This is a genomic window from Clostridium drakei (assembly GCF_000633595.2).
Classification (GTDB): domain Bacteria; phylum Bacillota; class Clostridia; order Clostridiales; family Clostridiaceae; genus Clostridium_AM; species Clostridium_AM drakei.
In genome coordinates, this window is sequence record NZ_JIBU02000013.1 from 40,986 (window position 1) to 56,749 (window position 15,764).

Here is a 15,764-nt window from a genome sequence, read left to right on the forward strand (position 1 = left end):
CCCCCTAGTTTATACTTTCTTTTAAGGCCATATCAATTTCTTTCTGACTGACCTCAACCTTTGTTTTGTACCCTTCATTATTCTCTAAAAGCACAAATTTTAATTTATCATTATTTTTATTATCATGGTTAATAGCATACATAAATGAAGAATAATTGTCAACTTTATACTTTGTAGGCATCTTAAGCTTTTTTAATATACTTTCTACTTTACTATATATATCTGAAGATATATTAAATTTATTTTGAGATAACTTTATACAAACAAGCATTCCAAGACCTACTGCTTCTCCATATGATACCGTAAACTTAGATGACATTTCTATTCCATATGCTATTGTACGACCAAAACTCAATATATTTGTTAACCTTTTACTTCTATACTCTCCAACTAAAATTTCTGATTTTATTCTTATACATTCTTTTACTATATGATCTAATTTATCATTTTCTCTTTCTAGTATATATTTATAGTTCAAATTTATAAAATTTAATAATTCTAAATCACCAATTACTCCATATTTAACAACTTCACTTAAACCATCTTTAAATTGTTTATCACTTAATGTTTTTAAAAATCTAGTACATACATATACAAATACGGGACTATAAAAATTTCCTATTAAATCTTTAACATTTTTATAATCAAATCCTACTTTCCCATCTATACAACTATCAATCTGAGATAATAGAGTTGTTGGTACATTTACAATTTTTATTCCTCCCATATATGTTAATGCAGCAAAACCAGCTAAATTTCCAATAATTCCTCCTCCAAAGGCTATAATAGTACTATTCTTATTGGCATTGTTTTTTAAAAGGAAATCATATAAGTTTTGTACAGTATAAATATTTTTTTCCTTTTCACCTTGAGGAATACAAAAAATTTTACAATTGTTTTCTGACTTAATATGCTCTATTATATCTTTATACAATTCATATATTAAACTATCTGTAACAATAAATATTTTTTCATTTATCTTAATTTTGTTTTTTTCAAATAAGGTATGAAACTTATTAATATTATTATCTATGTAAACACTATACTTTTTGTCTATTGTTTCAACAATTACCTCCTTCATTCATTTCACCACCTTTATTATAAAGCTTAAATCACATTTATATTATACCATATACTCAATATTTCTATTTAAATAGCATAAAAAAAAGCACTCTTACTGAGTGGCTTTTTTATTTTACAAAAAAATTTTTAATTTCTTCTAACTCATTTTCATTATTATAAAACTCTGAATCTGATTTTGGATCTTCATATTTAGAACCAGAACTGTTTGAATTTTTCTCTGGTATAATTTCTATTTCTTTTTCTCTGATTTCTCGATTTTTTATAGTTTCATTTACATTTTCACTACTTTCGTAGCCTATATTATAATTTTTAATAAATTCCTTTTCCATATCATCAAACATTTCTAATTGAGATCCCATAAAACTTCTAAACTTAGTTCTAAATTTACAAAATTCCTGCTTCATTCTTTCAAACTCATCAGTAATTTGAATCACATCACTGTGAGCCTTATCGATTATCTTCTGAGCTGCATCATTAGCATTTTTTAATATTAATTCACTTTCTTTTTTAGCATTTTCTCTAGCCTGTTCAGATGCATTCTGTGCTAAAAGCAAAGTATTTTGTATTGTATTCTCCATTTTATTATAATGCTCTATTTTTTCTTGTATGCCTGAGAGTTTTTCTTTGTAATTTGAATTTTCTTTGTAAAGAACTTCATATTCTTCAGCTATTTTATCTAAAAATTCATCTACTTCTTCTACACTATACCCTCTTAAAACTTTTCTAAATTCTTTTTCTGTTATATCCATTGAAGTTATCTTCATTGCGAACTGCTCACCTCAAATCAAATAAATTTTTTTACAAGGATTTTTATTTTTCCACTATTCGTCCATCCAACTTCTTCTACAATTTTAAATTTTCCATACCCTCTTACAGTTATTATTGTATCACTGTTCAAAATTTTATTCTTCCTAAAATCCTCTGAATAGTCTACTAAAACTTTCCCTTGCTTTACTAATTCTTCAGCTTTACTTCTTGATATATTACACAAAGTACTTACTACACAATCAATTCTAAGAGAAGAAACATTCACAATAATTTTCTGAAAGTCATATTTAGGAATTTCTGAACTATATATATCTAAAACATCAATTGTGCAATGAGTTTTACCTATACTAACCAGGTTCATTTTTATGTAATCAACTATTTCTTCCTGCACGGCAACATAACATCCATCATTGCTAAGTATTAAGTCTCCAAATTTTTCTCTCTTAACACCTAATGCCATTAAAGACCCTAAATAATCTTTGTGCCTAAGATTATTAAATTTTGACTTTCCATTAACTCTAATAAGGGTGACAGGATAACAATATACATGATCATTGGAAAAAGCTATAACTTTTCTTTCTGCATCTTCAAAAATACCATAAGAGTAAATGTTTATACCAAGTTCCTCACTTAAACTTTCTATGGTTTTCCAAGTTTTAGGAGTATAAAATTCTCCTGTACAGATTACTTTATTAATTTTTTTGGCTAAAATAATCTTATCATAGATATTTGAAGCTATATTATTTTCTAAAAAGCTTACCTTATTTAAGAAATCTTTTTTATTCACAACTATAACAATACAGTAAACACAATTTTTCTTATTATATCTAGTATTACTAATGCAAGTATAGGTGAAAAATCTATCATAAAACCAGGCATAAGCTTTTCTTGAATTTTTCTTCCTGGAATCATAAACGGATCTGTAAATACATGAAGTAAGTCTAAGAAACCATTACTTCTTCCTGGCATAACCCATGAAAGAATTACATCCAATAATATAGCACCTTCAAGAAATCTAAATAATAAATCTAGCGCCATTACTAAAGTACCACTTATCATTTTATCCTCCGAACACTACTTATTCCAGCCAAAAATTCCTTTATTTGATAGTTCACTTTTAAAATCATTGCTAACCTCTACTGTTGCTGGTGACAGTAAGTAAACTCCTCTTTCTACTTCTTCTAAATCTCCTCCTAAAGCATAACTTGCTCCACCCATGAAATCTAAAAGTCTTTGAGCTATTCTTTGTTCTAAGCCTGTAGTATTTATAACTATAATTTTTCTATTCTTTAATTCATCGCAAATATCTGCTGCTTCTTCATAAGTAGTTGGTTTCACTATTTTCACCTTAGCAGCAATAGTAGTATGTATACTTACCACCTTATTTTGTCTTTTTGAATTTGATATAATTGGCTCTACTGAAGCTGTTGTATCATTTACTGCCTTTGCCTGTCTTCTCTCTTCTGTTTCTTCTATTTCCTCTTCTAAATCATCCTCTAGGCCTAAAAAACCCATAACCTTACTTATAACTTTACCTGACATTTAATTTACCCTCCTCAATTATTATAATTTCTCTTTCCAAATATTCCTTGACCAACTCTTATCATATTTGACCCTTCTTGTAAGGCCATTGAGTAGTCACCACTCATACCCATAGATAAAATATCCATTTGTATATTTTTAAAGCTTTTCTTCTTTAGGTCTTCAAAAATGTCTTTCATTTTCTTAAAATGACATCTACAACTTTCTTCTGTACCCTGTGGTATAATAGCCATAAGTCCTTTAACCTTTACATTATTACAGTTTTCACACTGTTGTAACAGCTCATCTAATTTCTCTAACAAAATACCTGTTTTGCTTTCTTCTCTGCCTATATTTATTTGAATCAGAGTATTAGCCATTTCGTTATTTGCAGAATAATGCTTCTCTATCTCCTGTAAAAGTCTTATACTATCTAAAGATTGAATAAGGTGAACTTTTCCTACTATGTATTTCACTTTATTTCTCTGAAGATGACCTATTAAATGCCATTTTATATCTTTAGGAAGTTTATCATATTTATCTATAAGTTCTTGAACTTTATTTTCTCCAAAGTCCCTAATTCCTATATCGTATACTTTGTTTATTTCTTCAACAGTTTTGGTCTTTGAAACTGCTATTAAAGTAACATCTTTTTCTATAGCATCCTTTATAATCCTTACATTTTCTTCAATTGACAATTTCATCGTCTCCTTTACTGTCCAATTGATGTTGCAATTTTATACAATTAAAATGGTATAAAATACATTCTTCATAAGTATATTCTTCATAAAATTTAAAAATCCTTCAATAAATCCACAAAATTTAAATAAAATTTTAATTAATTATAATATGTCATTAAAATCTAAATTTCGCTAAATAACATTATTCATTTTTACTACTTATTAGTGATTTTTTTTGTTCTCCAGTATAGGCTGGGACAGTTAAGTTATCACATTGCTGTACATCTACTCTTACTTTTCTTGTTATTAAACTTTTTAAATAGTTTTCATTTGACAGCATATAATTATACATAACTTCTTTGTTACCTATAGCATAAATTGTAAATGGAGCCATCATTTTAACACCATTAATTCTTAAAAAAGCACCACTGCAGTATATTTCAGTCTTATCAACTACTCTTTGACCGTTTATACTTATAGCTTCTGCTCCTGAATTTTTAATGTCATTTATTACTTGCATAATATCCATATCATGAACTAATCTTAATGCCTTTTCAAATGCTAAAGAATTTTCTATATCTTTATCATTTGCATCATTTAACATTATTTTTATTCCTTGTCCTTCTAGAGCAACTTTTCCTAAAATAATATTATTTTCATTTAATTCTTCAACTATTCCATTAGCAACTTGTTCTTCATTTTTTTCATTACTTTTATACTCTACAAGCTTAGAATTATATTTTTGATATTGTTGTATAAGTGCCGCTATATCACTATAAAGCTTGTTTTTATAATTATAAGAATCTTGATATTGCTTTGCACTTAAAAAAACTCTATCTGTAGTTCTTGTGAAGCTAATATTCATAGATATTAATATACCTATAATTATTGAGGCTATAAAAACAAAAGTGCTAGCTTCATTGTTTTTCATTTATCTCACCTCATTGATGATTTCTTGCCTTCTCTATTAATAATCTTCTTATAGTAGCAAAGTTATCAAAAATTCTTCCTCCAAATACTATTATTGCTGCAAGATATATAGGTACTCCCATCTTATCCCCTAAGTATGCAAGTCCAGCTGCCAATACTGCATTTCCAAAAAAACCTGAAATAAATATATCTGGTTGAAATTTTTTTGATAAGCTTCCTTTTATTGCACCAAATACGGAATCTAAACAAGCTAATATTGCTACAGACATATACGGAGAAAATTGTTCTGGAATATTTACTTTCCATACAATACCAACAATTATTCCAATTATAAGTCCAATAAAACCAATCACTTTATACCACCCTCCAAAACTATTATATATTTAACTTATTTATTATTGTACTGGTTTTGCATATTCAAATTTGTAAGTTTTATTATTCTTTTTAATTTTAATATCATCTGATTTTTCAAATTTCACATCACACAAACCTTTGAAATCAGCAAAAACTTCTGGAAAACTCATATCTCCATATAATAAATTTTTATCTCCTATTGCTTGTATAACAATTCTGCTAGATGGAGATATTTTTTCATCATTTATCAAAATATAGCTTCCTGCAGTTCTAATTCCTGTCCTTGAAAGTATTCTTATATCATTTATAGATATAGCTTCTGCACCTGCAAATTTTAACTCATTTACTAAATACACCAAATGTTTATCCGTTATATGATCTCCCATATTATTTCCCAAAAATCTAGCATCAGGTGTAAGATAAACAGTTATGCCAGGTCCATGTACATCTATAGATCCAGTAAGTACTCTAGTATCTTCTAACTCTTTTAAAAGATTTTTTGTTGTATCACTTTTTCCTGCTGCTGCATTTTCATAATTTTTAATTTGATTTTGAAGATCATTAACTTTACCCTCAAGTTCTTGTTTTTGTTTTTTATATTGCTCAATTTCAACAGTAACATCTGTACCATTTTTATTAGTTAGGTTCAATGTTTTATCTTGCCTTACGATAGTCTTAAGCTGGTATGCAAGCATAAACCCTAAAATACCTAGTACTACAGCAACACTTATTTGAGCGTTAACCTTACGCATTTTTTTATATCCTCCTACTTTTGAATAGAAAATACAGGATTACCATCAAAGCTTACATCCACATATCCTTTAGCCCCTTTTAATCCTTTGCTATTAATTATATTCAAAGCTTCATTAACCTTTTTATCAAGCTTATCACTTCTACCAAGTTTAACACACATATCACCAAAATATATTTTTATATCTATAGTACTATTTAGGTCTATATAAGTAATTCCAATAGTATTTTTGCTATTTAAAATAATACCTCCTAAATCAGTAACTATATCTATTTTTGATTTGTCATCATTTTTTAACACTTTACCAATTTCGCTTTTATCATAGTCAAAGCCATCTAATTTAACTAAATGCATTTCCTTTATATCATCTTTTTTTTGAAGGACCACTCCATTTTTATCTACTATGAAATACTTGTTATCTTTTGTATTATAAAACAATGCTTCTCTTTCCTTTATATTTATTTGTACTGTAGCTGGCAACTTTCTTTTTATTTGTACTTCTGAAATATAAGGATTGCTTAAAATGTTATTTTCACCATTTCGAACATTTATATAAAATATGTTATTACCTTTAGATAATGTTGATAAATCAACAATTTCCTTAGATGAAATATTTCTATTTCCACTTACCTCAATGTTTTTTATATTAAAATAAGGATGCTTTAAACATAATGTAATACTTATTGATAACAATAAAATAAATAGCATAAATATTTTTTTTATTCTTTTTCGCTTTCTTCTTCTTAAAATCAATTCATTTTCTGTTTGGGGAGAAGTTAAAGCCATAGTATATCAATCCACCTCAATTTTTCAAGATATATATATAATAACACTCTATTAAATTAATTTCATTAAATTTTTCATTAAATTTTTCTTAACTACATAAATTATAGCATTGCTTATTGCAATGCTACAATGAATATTAATATTCTTTTTGTCTAGATATATTTAGAAGTGTTCCCATAGCCACTAAATTAATGGCTAAAGCTGACCCTCCATAACTTATAAAAGGAAGTGGTACACCAGTTACAGGCATTGATCCTGTAACAACTGCTATATTAATTATTGCTTGTATTGCTATAACCGATGTAATTCCTGTGGCTAAAAGAGTTCCATAAGTATCTTTTGCCTTTACTGCTGTTACTACACCTCTCCATATAAGGACAATAAAAAGTATAATAATAATTGTACAACCTATGAGGCCCAATTCTTCACCAATTATAGAAAATATAAAGTCATTATGAGGTTCAGGTATATAATAACATTTTTGCCTAGACATTCCAAGTCCCATTCCCCATATTCCACCAGATCCCAAAGCTAAAAGTGATTGTATTAACTGATATCCTGTATTCTTTGGATCAGCCCATGGATTTAAAAAACTACTAAACCTAGCCAATCTGTATGGCTCAAATGCTATTCCTGCTGCTCCCGCTAAACCTACTAAGCCTAATAACCCTAACATATGGGATGTCTTAGCACCTGCTACATAAAGTACAATTAATGTAACTATCATTATTACTGCTGCTATACTTAAATTTTTTTCTTTAAAAACCATACCTGCATAAAAACCAGATATAATGAGATAAGGTACAATACCATACTTTAATGTCTTTATTTTTTCTCCTTTACTTTCTATGCTCTTAGCCATATAAAATACCACTATGTATTTTGCTAATTCAGATGGCTGAAGTGATGGTAATCCTCCAATTTGTATCCATCTTTGTGCTCCATTTACAGGCTTAAAAGCAAAAACTGCTGTCAAAAGCACCACAGTAATTATCATAATTATTTTAGTATATTTTTTAATTCTATGATAATCAAGCTTTATAGTCATAAACATAAATAAAATTCCTACTAAAGCTGCTCCTGCTTGCTTTTTTAAGTAATAAGTACTATCTTTTATGTGTGGATTAAAATATGCACTATAGGAACTAGCACTATAAACCATGACAACACCAATTGCCACTAAAAGCATTATAGTCGAAAATAATACAAAATCAATAGGACCCATTTTATTAGTGGGTTTATTCATCCCTATATCCTCCTACATAAATTACTTTTATCAGACTAAACATTCACTTACAAAGACAAAAAAGCAAACAAACATAAAATTACTGTAAAAATACAAAATACAGAAACTACCTTAGTTTCATGCCAGCCTGATAATTCAAAATGATGATGTATTGGACTCATTTTAAATATTCTTTTTCCTGTAAGCTTAAAAGATGCTACTTGAAGAATTACAGATAATGCTTCCATTACATATATTCCACCTACTATTATAACCAATAATGGCAATTTTAGTATCAACGCTACTGCTGCTACTGCTCCACCTAAAGCCAGTGAACCTGTATCCCCCATAAAAACTGCTGCTGGAAAGGCATTGTATCTCAAAAATCCTAAAAGTGCACCAGCAACTACAGCACAAAATATTGCTAGAGTATAGTGACCCATAGCAAAACTCACTAATGCAAAGAAAGTCATAACCAATAATGTAACAGATGTTGCTAAACCATCTAGCCCATCTGTTAAATTAACAGCATTAGTAACAGCTGTAAAATAAAAAACTATAAATGGAATGTAAACCCATCCCAAATCCAAAGTTCTATGAGCAAAAGGTACTATTATAGAAGTACCTATGTCTGGATTTTTAGCTGCATAATATGCAAACCAACCTGATACACCTAAAAGTAATATCATTTTTTGATAAGCTCTAAGCCCTAAATTTTTCTTTTGTATAATCTTTAATCCATCATCTAATGCACCTATTATTCCAAAAGCTACAAAAGCATATAAAGCTATCATAGCTTCATCACCCGGTTTTTTTATAACAAGAGCCATAGTTATAAAGGAAGCTAGTATAAATATTATTCCTCCCATAGTAGGCGTTCCTGATTTTTTTTGATGACTCTTTGGTCCTTCTTCTCTTATACTCTGTCCGAATTTAAGCTTATGTAATATTGGAATTATAATAGGACCTTCTAAAATTGATATAAAAAATGCAACTAATACTGAATAAATTAATCTATCCATTTTATAACCCCCCTATAAATTATTTTTCTTAAGTTCTTCTACTATTTTTTCAAATTTCATGGATCTAGAAGCTTTAACTAAAATTGTATCTCCTTCTTTTAAATATTCATTCACTAAATATTTTATACCTTCATTGTAATCATCAAAAGCTTTATACTCAGCCTTAGTACTGGATTTAAAGCCTTCTTCAAAAGCTTTATTATATTCTCCAAATATCAAAAGTAAATCTATTCCATTTTTTGCTGAATATTCACCAATTTCTTTATGAGATTTGTATGATTGTTCTCCCAATTCTCCCATAGTTCCAAGTACAGCTATTCTTCTACTAGACTCTACATTTTTTAAAACATCTATAGCTGCTTTCATAGAATCAGGATTAGCATTATAACAATCATTTAATATATTAAACTTTTTTCCTTTAATAAGATCCATTCTCATAGCAGTAGCTTGAAGATTTTTTAATCCTTCTTTTATGTCTTTATATTCCATACCTAATATTCTTCCACAAGCTATAGCTAGTAGTGAATTAGATATTGTATGCTTTCCTGGTATTTCTACATGAAATATCTCTTTGGATTTTTTTTGATTTTCCTCTACACTAAACTCTACAAAATTTTCCTTAAGTCCTATATCACAAGCATTAAGATTGTTTTTATTTTTCATACCTGTAGTATATATAGAAAATTTATTACTCTTTACTTTAGAAAGAAAATCATCGTCTCCATTTAGAATTAAGATATTATTCTTATGAAAAAAATCCGTAATCTCCAGTTTTGCCTTTAATATGTTCTCTCTTGATCCAAGATTACCTATATGACTTACACCCACATTAGTAATTAAAGCTATATCAGGTTTAGCAGCTTCTGCCATTCTATGAATTTCATTTAAATTATTCATTCCCATTTCTAGTACTGCTATATCATAACTATTATCAAGTTTAAATATCATTGAGGGAAGCCCTATCTCATTATTAAAGTTTCCTTGTGTTTTAAAAACTTTATACTTAGAACTTAATGCTGCAGCCAACAAATCCTTAGTAGAAGTTTTTCCATTAGATCCAGTTATACCTATTACCTTTAAATTTAACTTGTTTCTATAAGCTCCAGCTAAATCCAGTAGTGCTTTTTTCGTATCTTCAACCTTTATTATGGTAGTTTTCTTTTTTATTTCATCTTCTATATACTTAATTTCATCTACAATGCATATAGCAGCTCCTTTATCACTAGCAACTTTTATATATTCATTTCCATTAAAATTTTCTCCTTTTAAGGCTATGAATATATCATCTTTATCTATTTTTCTAGTATCCGTACTTATTTGATTAAACTTTTCATAGTTTCCTTGCAATACAATTTTTCCTTGTACTGCATTAACTATTTCATCAAAGGTCATATGTTCCAATTGTAAACACTCCTTCTATTTATTCAATTCCTTTATAATTTCTGCAATTACTTCTCTTTCATCAAAATGAATAGTTTTATCCTTTAATATTTGATAATCTTCATGTCCTTTTCCAGCCACTACTATAACATCATCCTTTTTTGCCATTTCCATAGCCTTTTTTATAGCTTCTCTTCTATTTTCTACCACAATATAATTATCTTTTTGTACACCTGTTACAACTTCTTTTATTATTGACATAGGGTCTTCAGTTCTAGGATTATCTGAAGTAATAACCGCTTTATCACTTAATTCTGTGCCTATTTTGCCCATAATAGGTCTTTTAGTATTATCTCTATCTCCACCACAACCAAAGACACTTATAAGTTTACCTTTTGTAAACTCTCTTGCAGTTTTTAATATATTTTCTAATCCATCTGGAGTGTGTGCATAATCCACTATAACCTCATAACCCAAGTTATAATTTTTAGTCACTATTTCACACCTTCCAGGCACACAAAGCATAGCTTCTAACCCTTGTTTCACACTTGCAAGACTCATACCTTCACCTAAGCATGCAGCTGCACTTCCAAGAGCATTCATAACATTATATTTTCCTGGTATATTTAAATTTATATGCTGAGTTTCATTCTTGTATGTTATGTCAAATTCTACTCCTCTAGAATGCATATGTAAATTACTTCCCTTAACATCAGCCTCTTTATCCATTGCATAAGATGTCTTTTTTCCTTCTGAATCCTCATATACTCTTTCACCATATTCATCATCTATATTTACTACTGAATTTAATGTATTTTTAAATAATATAAGTTTTGCATTATAATAATTTTCAAAAGTCTTATGAAAATCTAGATGATCTCTTGTTAAATTAGTGAATATTGCTTGACAAAATTTTATACCATATACTCTGTTTAGATATAATGAATGAGATGATACTTCCATAATGCAATAGTTTACTCCTTCTTCTACCATTTCTGCAAACAGTTTTTGAAGTTCTAAAGATTCTGGAGTAGTTCTATGAGCTGCTATTTTTTTATCTCCAACATAATTTGCTATAGTTCCCAAAAGTCCAACCTTATATCCCTGAGCTTCTAAAACAGATTTCATCATAAATGTTGAAGTAGTTTTTCCATTTGTACCTGTTATACCCATTACCTTTAATTTATCTGAAGGATGATCATAATAATTTGCTGCTGCTAATGCTAAAGCTTTTCTAGTATCTTCAGTTTTTATAACTGTACATTCAGTTAAATTTTCTATATCTTTACTACAAATAACAGCTGCGGCTCCATTACTTACTGCACTGTTTACATATTTATGTCCATCTGTGCTATACCCCTCAATACACACAAATAAATCTCCACTTTTTACATTTCTGGAGTCATACTGAATTTCCCTTATTTCTAAATTATTATTTCCATTTAATAATTCATAATTTATGTCCTTTAATATTTTTTTCAAATTCATAGAAACACCCCTTTTTAATTCTCTTACATAGCATTGGCATGCAACACATATGATTTTCTATGTATTGCATGCCTAATATTTTAATCTCCTAGTATGTCAGTGTCAAGTTTTACCACCGTTCCTTTTTGCACTTCATCTCCTGGCTTAACACTTTGATCGGATACTACTCCTTCTTTTTCAAATTCTGCTTTCAAGCCTAAACTATTAAATACGGCTTCAGCTTTCTCCTGACTTAATCCTTCAACATCAGGAACAGCTACTACTTTATTATAATTTGATGTGTTTCCCGTGTAAAGTAGAATTTTAGTACCTTCTTTCACTGTATATCCTGGTTTAGGATTCATATCTACTATATAGTCTCCATTTGAATCTAATTCATCAGTTAAATTATGTTCTTTTAAAATTTTTTCTGCATCAGATTTTTTCATTCCTCTTACATCTGGAACTATAACATCTTTTAACATACTCTTTTTTACATCTTCACTGCTAGCATCACTTTTAATATCCAAATAATTAAATATATCATTAAAAACTTGTTTTGCTACAGGTGCAGATATTTGTCCTGCATAATAATTAGAAGGATCAGGTTCATCTATAGATACAAACACTGTTACTTTAGGATCACTAGCTGGTGCCATCCCCGCAAAAGATGCTATGTATTTACCTTGCTGATATCCACCAACTCCAGCTTTTTGTGCAGTTCCAGTTTTACCTGCTATATGGTATCCGTCTATAAAAGCTTTTTTACCTCCACCTTCTGCAACTACCTTTTCAAGATAACCTCTAAGCTGTGATACCTTATCTGAATTCACAATTTTCTTACTTTTAGCTCCTGATATATCAAACTTTTTATCCGTAACTTCACTACTTAGATTATTATCATAATGAGATATTTCCTTCATTACATGAGGTGTTATTAATGTTCCTCCATTTGCTACAGCATTAAATGCTGTAAGATATTGAATTGGAGATGCTGTATTTGCCTGTCCAAACGATATGGTTGCTAAATCAATATCACTGATAGCACTTGTCTTTTTAACAATTCCTTTAGCCTCTCCTGGCAGATCTATACCTGTTTTCTGTCCAAAACCAAACTTTTGTATATACTTATTTAAATTTTCTTTTCCTATCATCTTTCCTAGTTGAGCAAAACCTACATTACAAGAATTTTTTAATATATCAACAAAAGCTTGTTCACCATGTCCAGCAGTCTTCCAACAATGTATAACCTTTTTTCCTATGGTTATACTTCCTGAACATGAAAATTTATCACTTTCTTTAACTGCATTTTCTTCTAATGCAGCAGTAGCCGTTATAACCTTAAATATAGATCCCGGCTCAAAGGCATCGCTAACTGCTCTATTTCTCCACAACTTTTGAAGTTCATCATAAGATTTATCTTTAATCCATGGTTCATTAGGATTATAATCTGGTTTATTTACCATAGCAAGAATTTCACCATTCTTGGGATCCATAACTATTACAGTAACTGCTTTTGCTTTATTATCACTTAAAGCTTGGTCGGCAGCTTTTTCACAAAAATGCTGTATTGTTTCATCTATGGTTAGAACCACATCTTCTCCATCTATAGGCTTAGTGTATTCTGAAATAGTATTGGTAAATTGTTTACTTTTTTTATCTGTTTCTGCTATTCTCATACCTGGTGTTCCCGAAAGCTCTTTGTTATAATAAAGCTCTACTCCAGTAAGTCCTGTTCCATCAGAATTTGTATGTCCCATAACGTGTGCAAGAAAATTATTATTAGGATAATATCTTTTAGTATCAGCAGATACTAAAACTCCTCTTAAGTTTAAACTTCTAACATTATCAGCCTCTGCTTTTTCTACTCTTCTTTTCAATGTAGCTGATCCAAGAGGTAGTCCTCCTGGTAGTGTTTTATTAAGTATTTTGTTAACTTCATTTTTATCCATAGTCAAAGCTGAAGCCAACTTACTTGCTATATCATCCTTTGATAAGTTTTTTTCCTTTATTGTATCTCTTAGGGTGTTCATATCTAAATCTATTCTATAAACATTAGCACTTACTGCTAACTCATGTCCACTTCTATCTAGAATTCTACCCCTTTTAGCATCAATTTTTACTTCGCTTGTCCACTGATCAATAGCAAGTGCTTTTAATTTAGAAGATTCATAAGCCATAACATAAATCAATCTGTTAAATAACAACAAAAATGTTATAAAAAGAAAACTAAAAATTATTATCATTCTTCTTTTGATGATAACTTTATCTCTGTATTCCTTTTTATTCAATAAATTTACCCCCGTAAAAATTGCTCTTTTAAAAATTTAAAAATATTATTCTGCCTAATTAAAATAGCATTTTACTTAATTTACTCCATATGCTTTTATACGTTTGAGTATCTGACTTCTTATCTGAAGTTTTTACAACTTCCTTATCTAAATCTGCCTGTACTGCTATACCCTTATCAGGAAGTATCATATGTAATTTTCCAACTGCAGCATCTTCTATATATTGAATGTTATTATACTTAACTAAATCTACCTTTAAATTTTCATTATCCCTGTTTATTTCATTTATATTATTACTTATAGAATTTAATTTCTGCTGCATATTATAAATTACACAATATCTACCTACGAGTATTACTCCTACAGTAAAGGCTAAAGTAATGTTTCTTATTATCTTAATTTTACCTTTTAACCTTTTTTGTCTTAGCTTCTTTTCCTTTGCTCTTCTTCTTAATTTTTCTTGCTCTTCTTCTACGTAAGGTACATATTCAGGTTGGAGAACAGTATTTCCTGATATAATATTTTCTTTATTTACCACTATCACTTTATTCACCTCACACCTTTTTTAGAACTATATTCTCTCAGCCACTCTCAGTTTAGCACTCTTACTTCTTGAATTATTTTCTGCTTCTTCTATTGATGGTTCTATAGGCTTTCTACTTATAAGTTTTACAAGAGGTTTTTTACCACATACGCATATTGGAAAATCCGGAGGACATGTACAGGGCTTTTCCAATTGTTTAAACTTAACTTTTATCTTTCTATCCTCTAATGAATGAAATGTTATAATAGCTATCCTTCCTCCTTCATTTAAACGATTTACACTATCCTCTACAGCCTTATCCAATATTTGTAGTTCTCTATTTACTTCTATTCTAATCGCCTGAAAAGTTCTTTTAGCTGGATGACCATCCTTTTGAAATTTTGCAGGTATTGCTTTACGTATTATATCTACAAGCTCTAATGTAGTTTTTATTGTTTCCTTTTCCCTTTTCTGCACTATAAATTTTGCTATCCTTTTAGCAAAATTATCTTCACCATATTCCTTTATTATTTTAAAAATCTGCTCTTCACTATAAAAATTCACTATATCATATGCAGAAGTACTACTATCTCTATTCATCCTCATATCTAAAGGAGCATCTTTCATATAACTGAATCCTCTTTCAGCTTCATCTAATTGATAAGATGAAACCCCAAGATCCATCATAATTCCATCTACTTTTTCTATATTTAATTCTTGTAAAATTTCATCTATATTATAAAAGTTATTATGAACATAAGTTACATTATTAAATTGCTTCAATTTCTCACCTGCCGCTTTTAATGCAGCAGTATCTTGATCTATGCCTATAAGTCTTCCTCTAGGGGAAAGTCTTTTAAGTATTTCATAAGAATGTCCTCCTCCTCCTAAAGTACAGTCTACATATATTCCATCTTCTTTTACGTTTAATGCACCTATAGTTTCATCTAACAATACTGATACATGTTTAAAATCCATCTAAA

General features: G+C 29.1%; 17 protein-coding genes. All 17 read right to left on the reverse strand.

The features are described 5' to 3' along the window. Positions 1-4: 4 nt before the first annotated feature. Entirely contained in the window at positions 5-1,081 is a 1,077-nt protein-coding gene (locus tag EG57_RS0207450; protein ID WP_032076618.1) for a 3-dehydroquinate synthase, read from the reverse strand. 109 nt (positions 1,082-1,190) lie between these two features. Further along, entirely contained in the window at positions 1,191-1,847 is a 657-nt protein-coding gene (locus EG57_RS0207455; RefSeq protein ID WP_032076619.1) for a DivIVA domain-containing protein, read from the reverse strand. A 20-nt stretch (positions 1,848-1,867) separates the two neighbouring features. Next, positions 1,868-2,638, reverse strand: coding sequence for a YlmH family RNA-binding protein (locus EG57_RS0207460; RefSeq protein WP_032076620.1), 771 nt, complete (start codon positions 2,636-2,638; stop codon positions 1,868-1,870). 2 nt (positions 2,639-2,640) lie between these two features. Beyond that, the gene (locus EG57_RS0207465; RefSeq protein ID WP_029161020.1) at positions 2,641-2,910 is read right to left on the reverse strand and encodes a YggT family protein; all 270 of its coding nucleotides are present in this window, start codon (positions 2,908-2,910) and stop codon (positions 2,641-2,643) included. Between the two features lie 15 nt (positions 2,911-2,925). Next, positions 2,926-3,393: a cell division protein SepF gene (locus EG57_RS0207470; RefSeq protein WP_032076621.1), complete on the reverse strand. Its 468-nt coding sequence runs from the start codon at positions 3,391-3,393 to the stop codon at positions 2,926-2,928. Between the two features lie 14 nt (positions 3,394-3,407). Next, complete coding sequence (locus tag EG57_RS0207475) at positions 3,408-4,070, reverse strand: YggS family pyridoxal phosphate-dependent enzyme (protein WP_032076622.1); 663 nt, start codon at positions 4,068-4,070, stop codon at positions 3,408-3,410. A 184-nt stretch (positions 4,071-4,254) separates the two neighbouring features. Next, positions 4,255-4,983, reverse strand: coding sequence for a DUF881 domain-containing protein (locus EG57_RS0207480; protein WP_032076623.1), 729 nt, complete (start codon positions 4,981-4,983; stop codon positions 4,255-4,257). A gap of 10 nt (positions 4,984-4,993) precedes the next feature. Next, a complete protein-coding gene (locus EG57_RS0207485; RefSeq protein WP_029161024.1) occupies positions 4,994-5,335 on the reverse strand; it encodes a small basic family protein in 342 nt (113 codons plus the stop codon). A gap of 42 nt (positions 5,336-5,377) precedes the next feature. Continuing rightward, positions 5,378-6,088, reverse strand: coding sequence for a DUF881 domain-containing protein (locus EG57_RS0207490; RefSeq protein WP_032076624.1), 711 nt, complete (start codon positions 6,086-6,088; stop codon positions 5,378-5,380). A gap of 14 nt (positions 6,089-6,102) precedes the next feature. Further along, entirely contained in the window at positions 6,103-6,873 is a 771-nt protein-coding gene (locus EG57_RS0207495) for a cell division protein FtsQ/DivIB (protein WP_032076625.1), read from the reverse strand. A gap of 136 nt (positions 6,874-7,009) precedes the next feature. Further along, entirely contained in the window at positions 7,010-8,119 is a 1,110-nt protein-coding gene (spoVE, locus tag EG57_RS0207500; protein WP_032076626.1) for a stage V sporulation protein E, read from the reverse strand. A gap of 47 nt (positions 8,120-8,166) precedes the next feature. Then, complete coding sequence (mraY, locus tag EG57_RS0207505) at positions 8,167-9,120, reverse strand: phospho-N-acetylmuramoyl-pentapeptide-transferase (protein WP_032076627.1); 954 nt, start codon at positions 9,118-9,120, stop codon at positions 8,167-8,169. Between the two features lie 12 nt (positions 9,121-9,132). Beyond that, the gene (locus tag EG57_RS0207510) at positions 9,133-10,521 is read right to left on the reverse strand and encodes a UDP-N-acetylmuramoyl-tripeptide--D-alanyl-D-alanine ligase (RefSeq protein WP_032076628.1); all 1,389 of its coding nucleotides are present in this window, start codon (positions 10,519-10,521) and stop codon (positions 9,133-9,135) included. A 15-nt stretch (positions 10,522-10,536) separates the two neighbouring features. Next, entirely contained in the window at positions 10,537-11,988 is a 1,452-nt protein-coding gene (locus tag EG57_RS0207515) for a UDP-N-acetylmuramoyl-L-alanyl-D-glutamate--2,6-diaminopimelate ligase (RefSeq protein ID WP_032076629.1), read from the reverse strand. Positions 11,989-12,068: 80 nt separating this feature from the next. Further along, complete coding sequence (locus EG57_RS0207520) at positions 12,069-14,258, reverse strand: stage V sporulation protein D (protein WP_032076630.1); 2,190 nt, start codon at positions 14,256-14,258, stop codon at positions 12,069-12,071. Between the two features lie 58 nt (positions 14,259-14,316). Next, positions 14,317-14,802 (reverse strand): hypothetical protein, encoded by a 486-nt coding sequence (locus EG57_RS0207525; protein ID WP_032076631.1) that lies wholly within the window; start codon positions 14,800-14,802, stop codon positions 14,317-14,319. A 27-nt stretch (positions 14,803-14,829) separates the two neighbouring features. Continuing rightward, positions 14,830-15,759 carry a 16S rRNA (cytosine(1402)-N(4))-methyltransferase RsmH gene (rsmH, locus tag EG57_RS0207530; protein ID WP_032076632.1) on the reverse strand — a complete coding sequence of 310 codons (930 nt, stop codon included), beginning with the start codon at positions 15,757-15,759 and terminating at the stop codon, positions 14,830-14,832. Between the last annotated feature and the right edge of the window lie 5 nt (positions 15,760-15,764).

Bases quoted from the DNA above. Each gene is read 5' to 3' on its own strand.
- EG57_RS0207450 (WP_032076618.1), bottom strand. From the start codon at position 1,081: ATGAAGGAGGTAATTGTTGAAACAATAGACAAAAAGTATAGTGTTTAC.
- EG57_RS0207455 (WP_032076619.1), bottom strand. From the start codon at position 1,847: ATGAAGATAACTTCAATGGATATAACAGAAAAAGAATTTAGAAAAGTT.
- EG57_RS0207465 (WP_029161020.1), bottom strand. From the start codon at position 2,910: ATGATAAGTGGTACTTTAGTAATGGCGCTAGATTTATTATTTAGATTT.
- EG57_RS0207470 (WP_032076621.1), bottom strand. From the start codon at position 3,393: ATGTCAGGTAAAGTTATAAGTAAGGTTATGGGTTTTTTAGGCCTAGAG.
- EG57_RS0207480 (WP_032076623.1), bottom strand. From the start codon at position 4,983: ATGAAAAACAATGAAGCTAGCACTTTTGTTTTTATAGCCTCAATAATT.
- EG57_RS0207490 (WP_032076624.1), bottom strand. From the start codon at position 6,088: ATGCGTAAGGTTAACGCTCAAATAAGTGTTGCTGTAGTACTAGGTATT.
- EG57_RS0207495 (WP_032076625.1), bottom strand. From the start codon at position 6,873: ATGGCTTTAACTTCTCCCCAAACAGAAAATGAATTGATTTTAAGAAGA.
- spoVE (WP_032076626.1), bottom strand. From the start codon at position 8,119: ATGAATAAACCCACTAATAAAATGGGTCCTATTGATTTTGTATTATTT.
- mraY (WP_032076627.1), bottom strand. From the start codon at position 9,120: ATGGATAGATTAATTTATTCAGTATTAGTTGCATTTTTTATATCAATT.
- EG57_RS0207515 (WP_032076629.1), bottom strand. From the start codon at position 11,988: ATGAATTTGAAAAAAATATTAAAGGACATAAATTATGAATTATTAAAT.
- rsmH (WP_032076632.1), bottom strand. From the start codon at position 15,759: ATGGATTTTAAACATGTATCAGTATTGTTAGATGAAACTATAGGTGCA.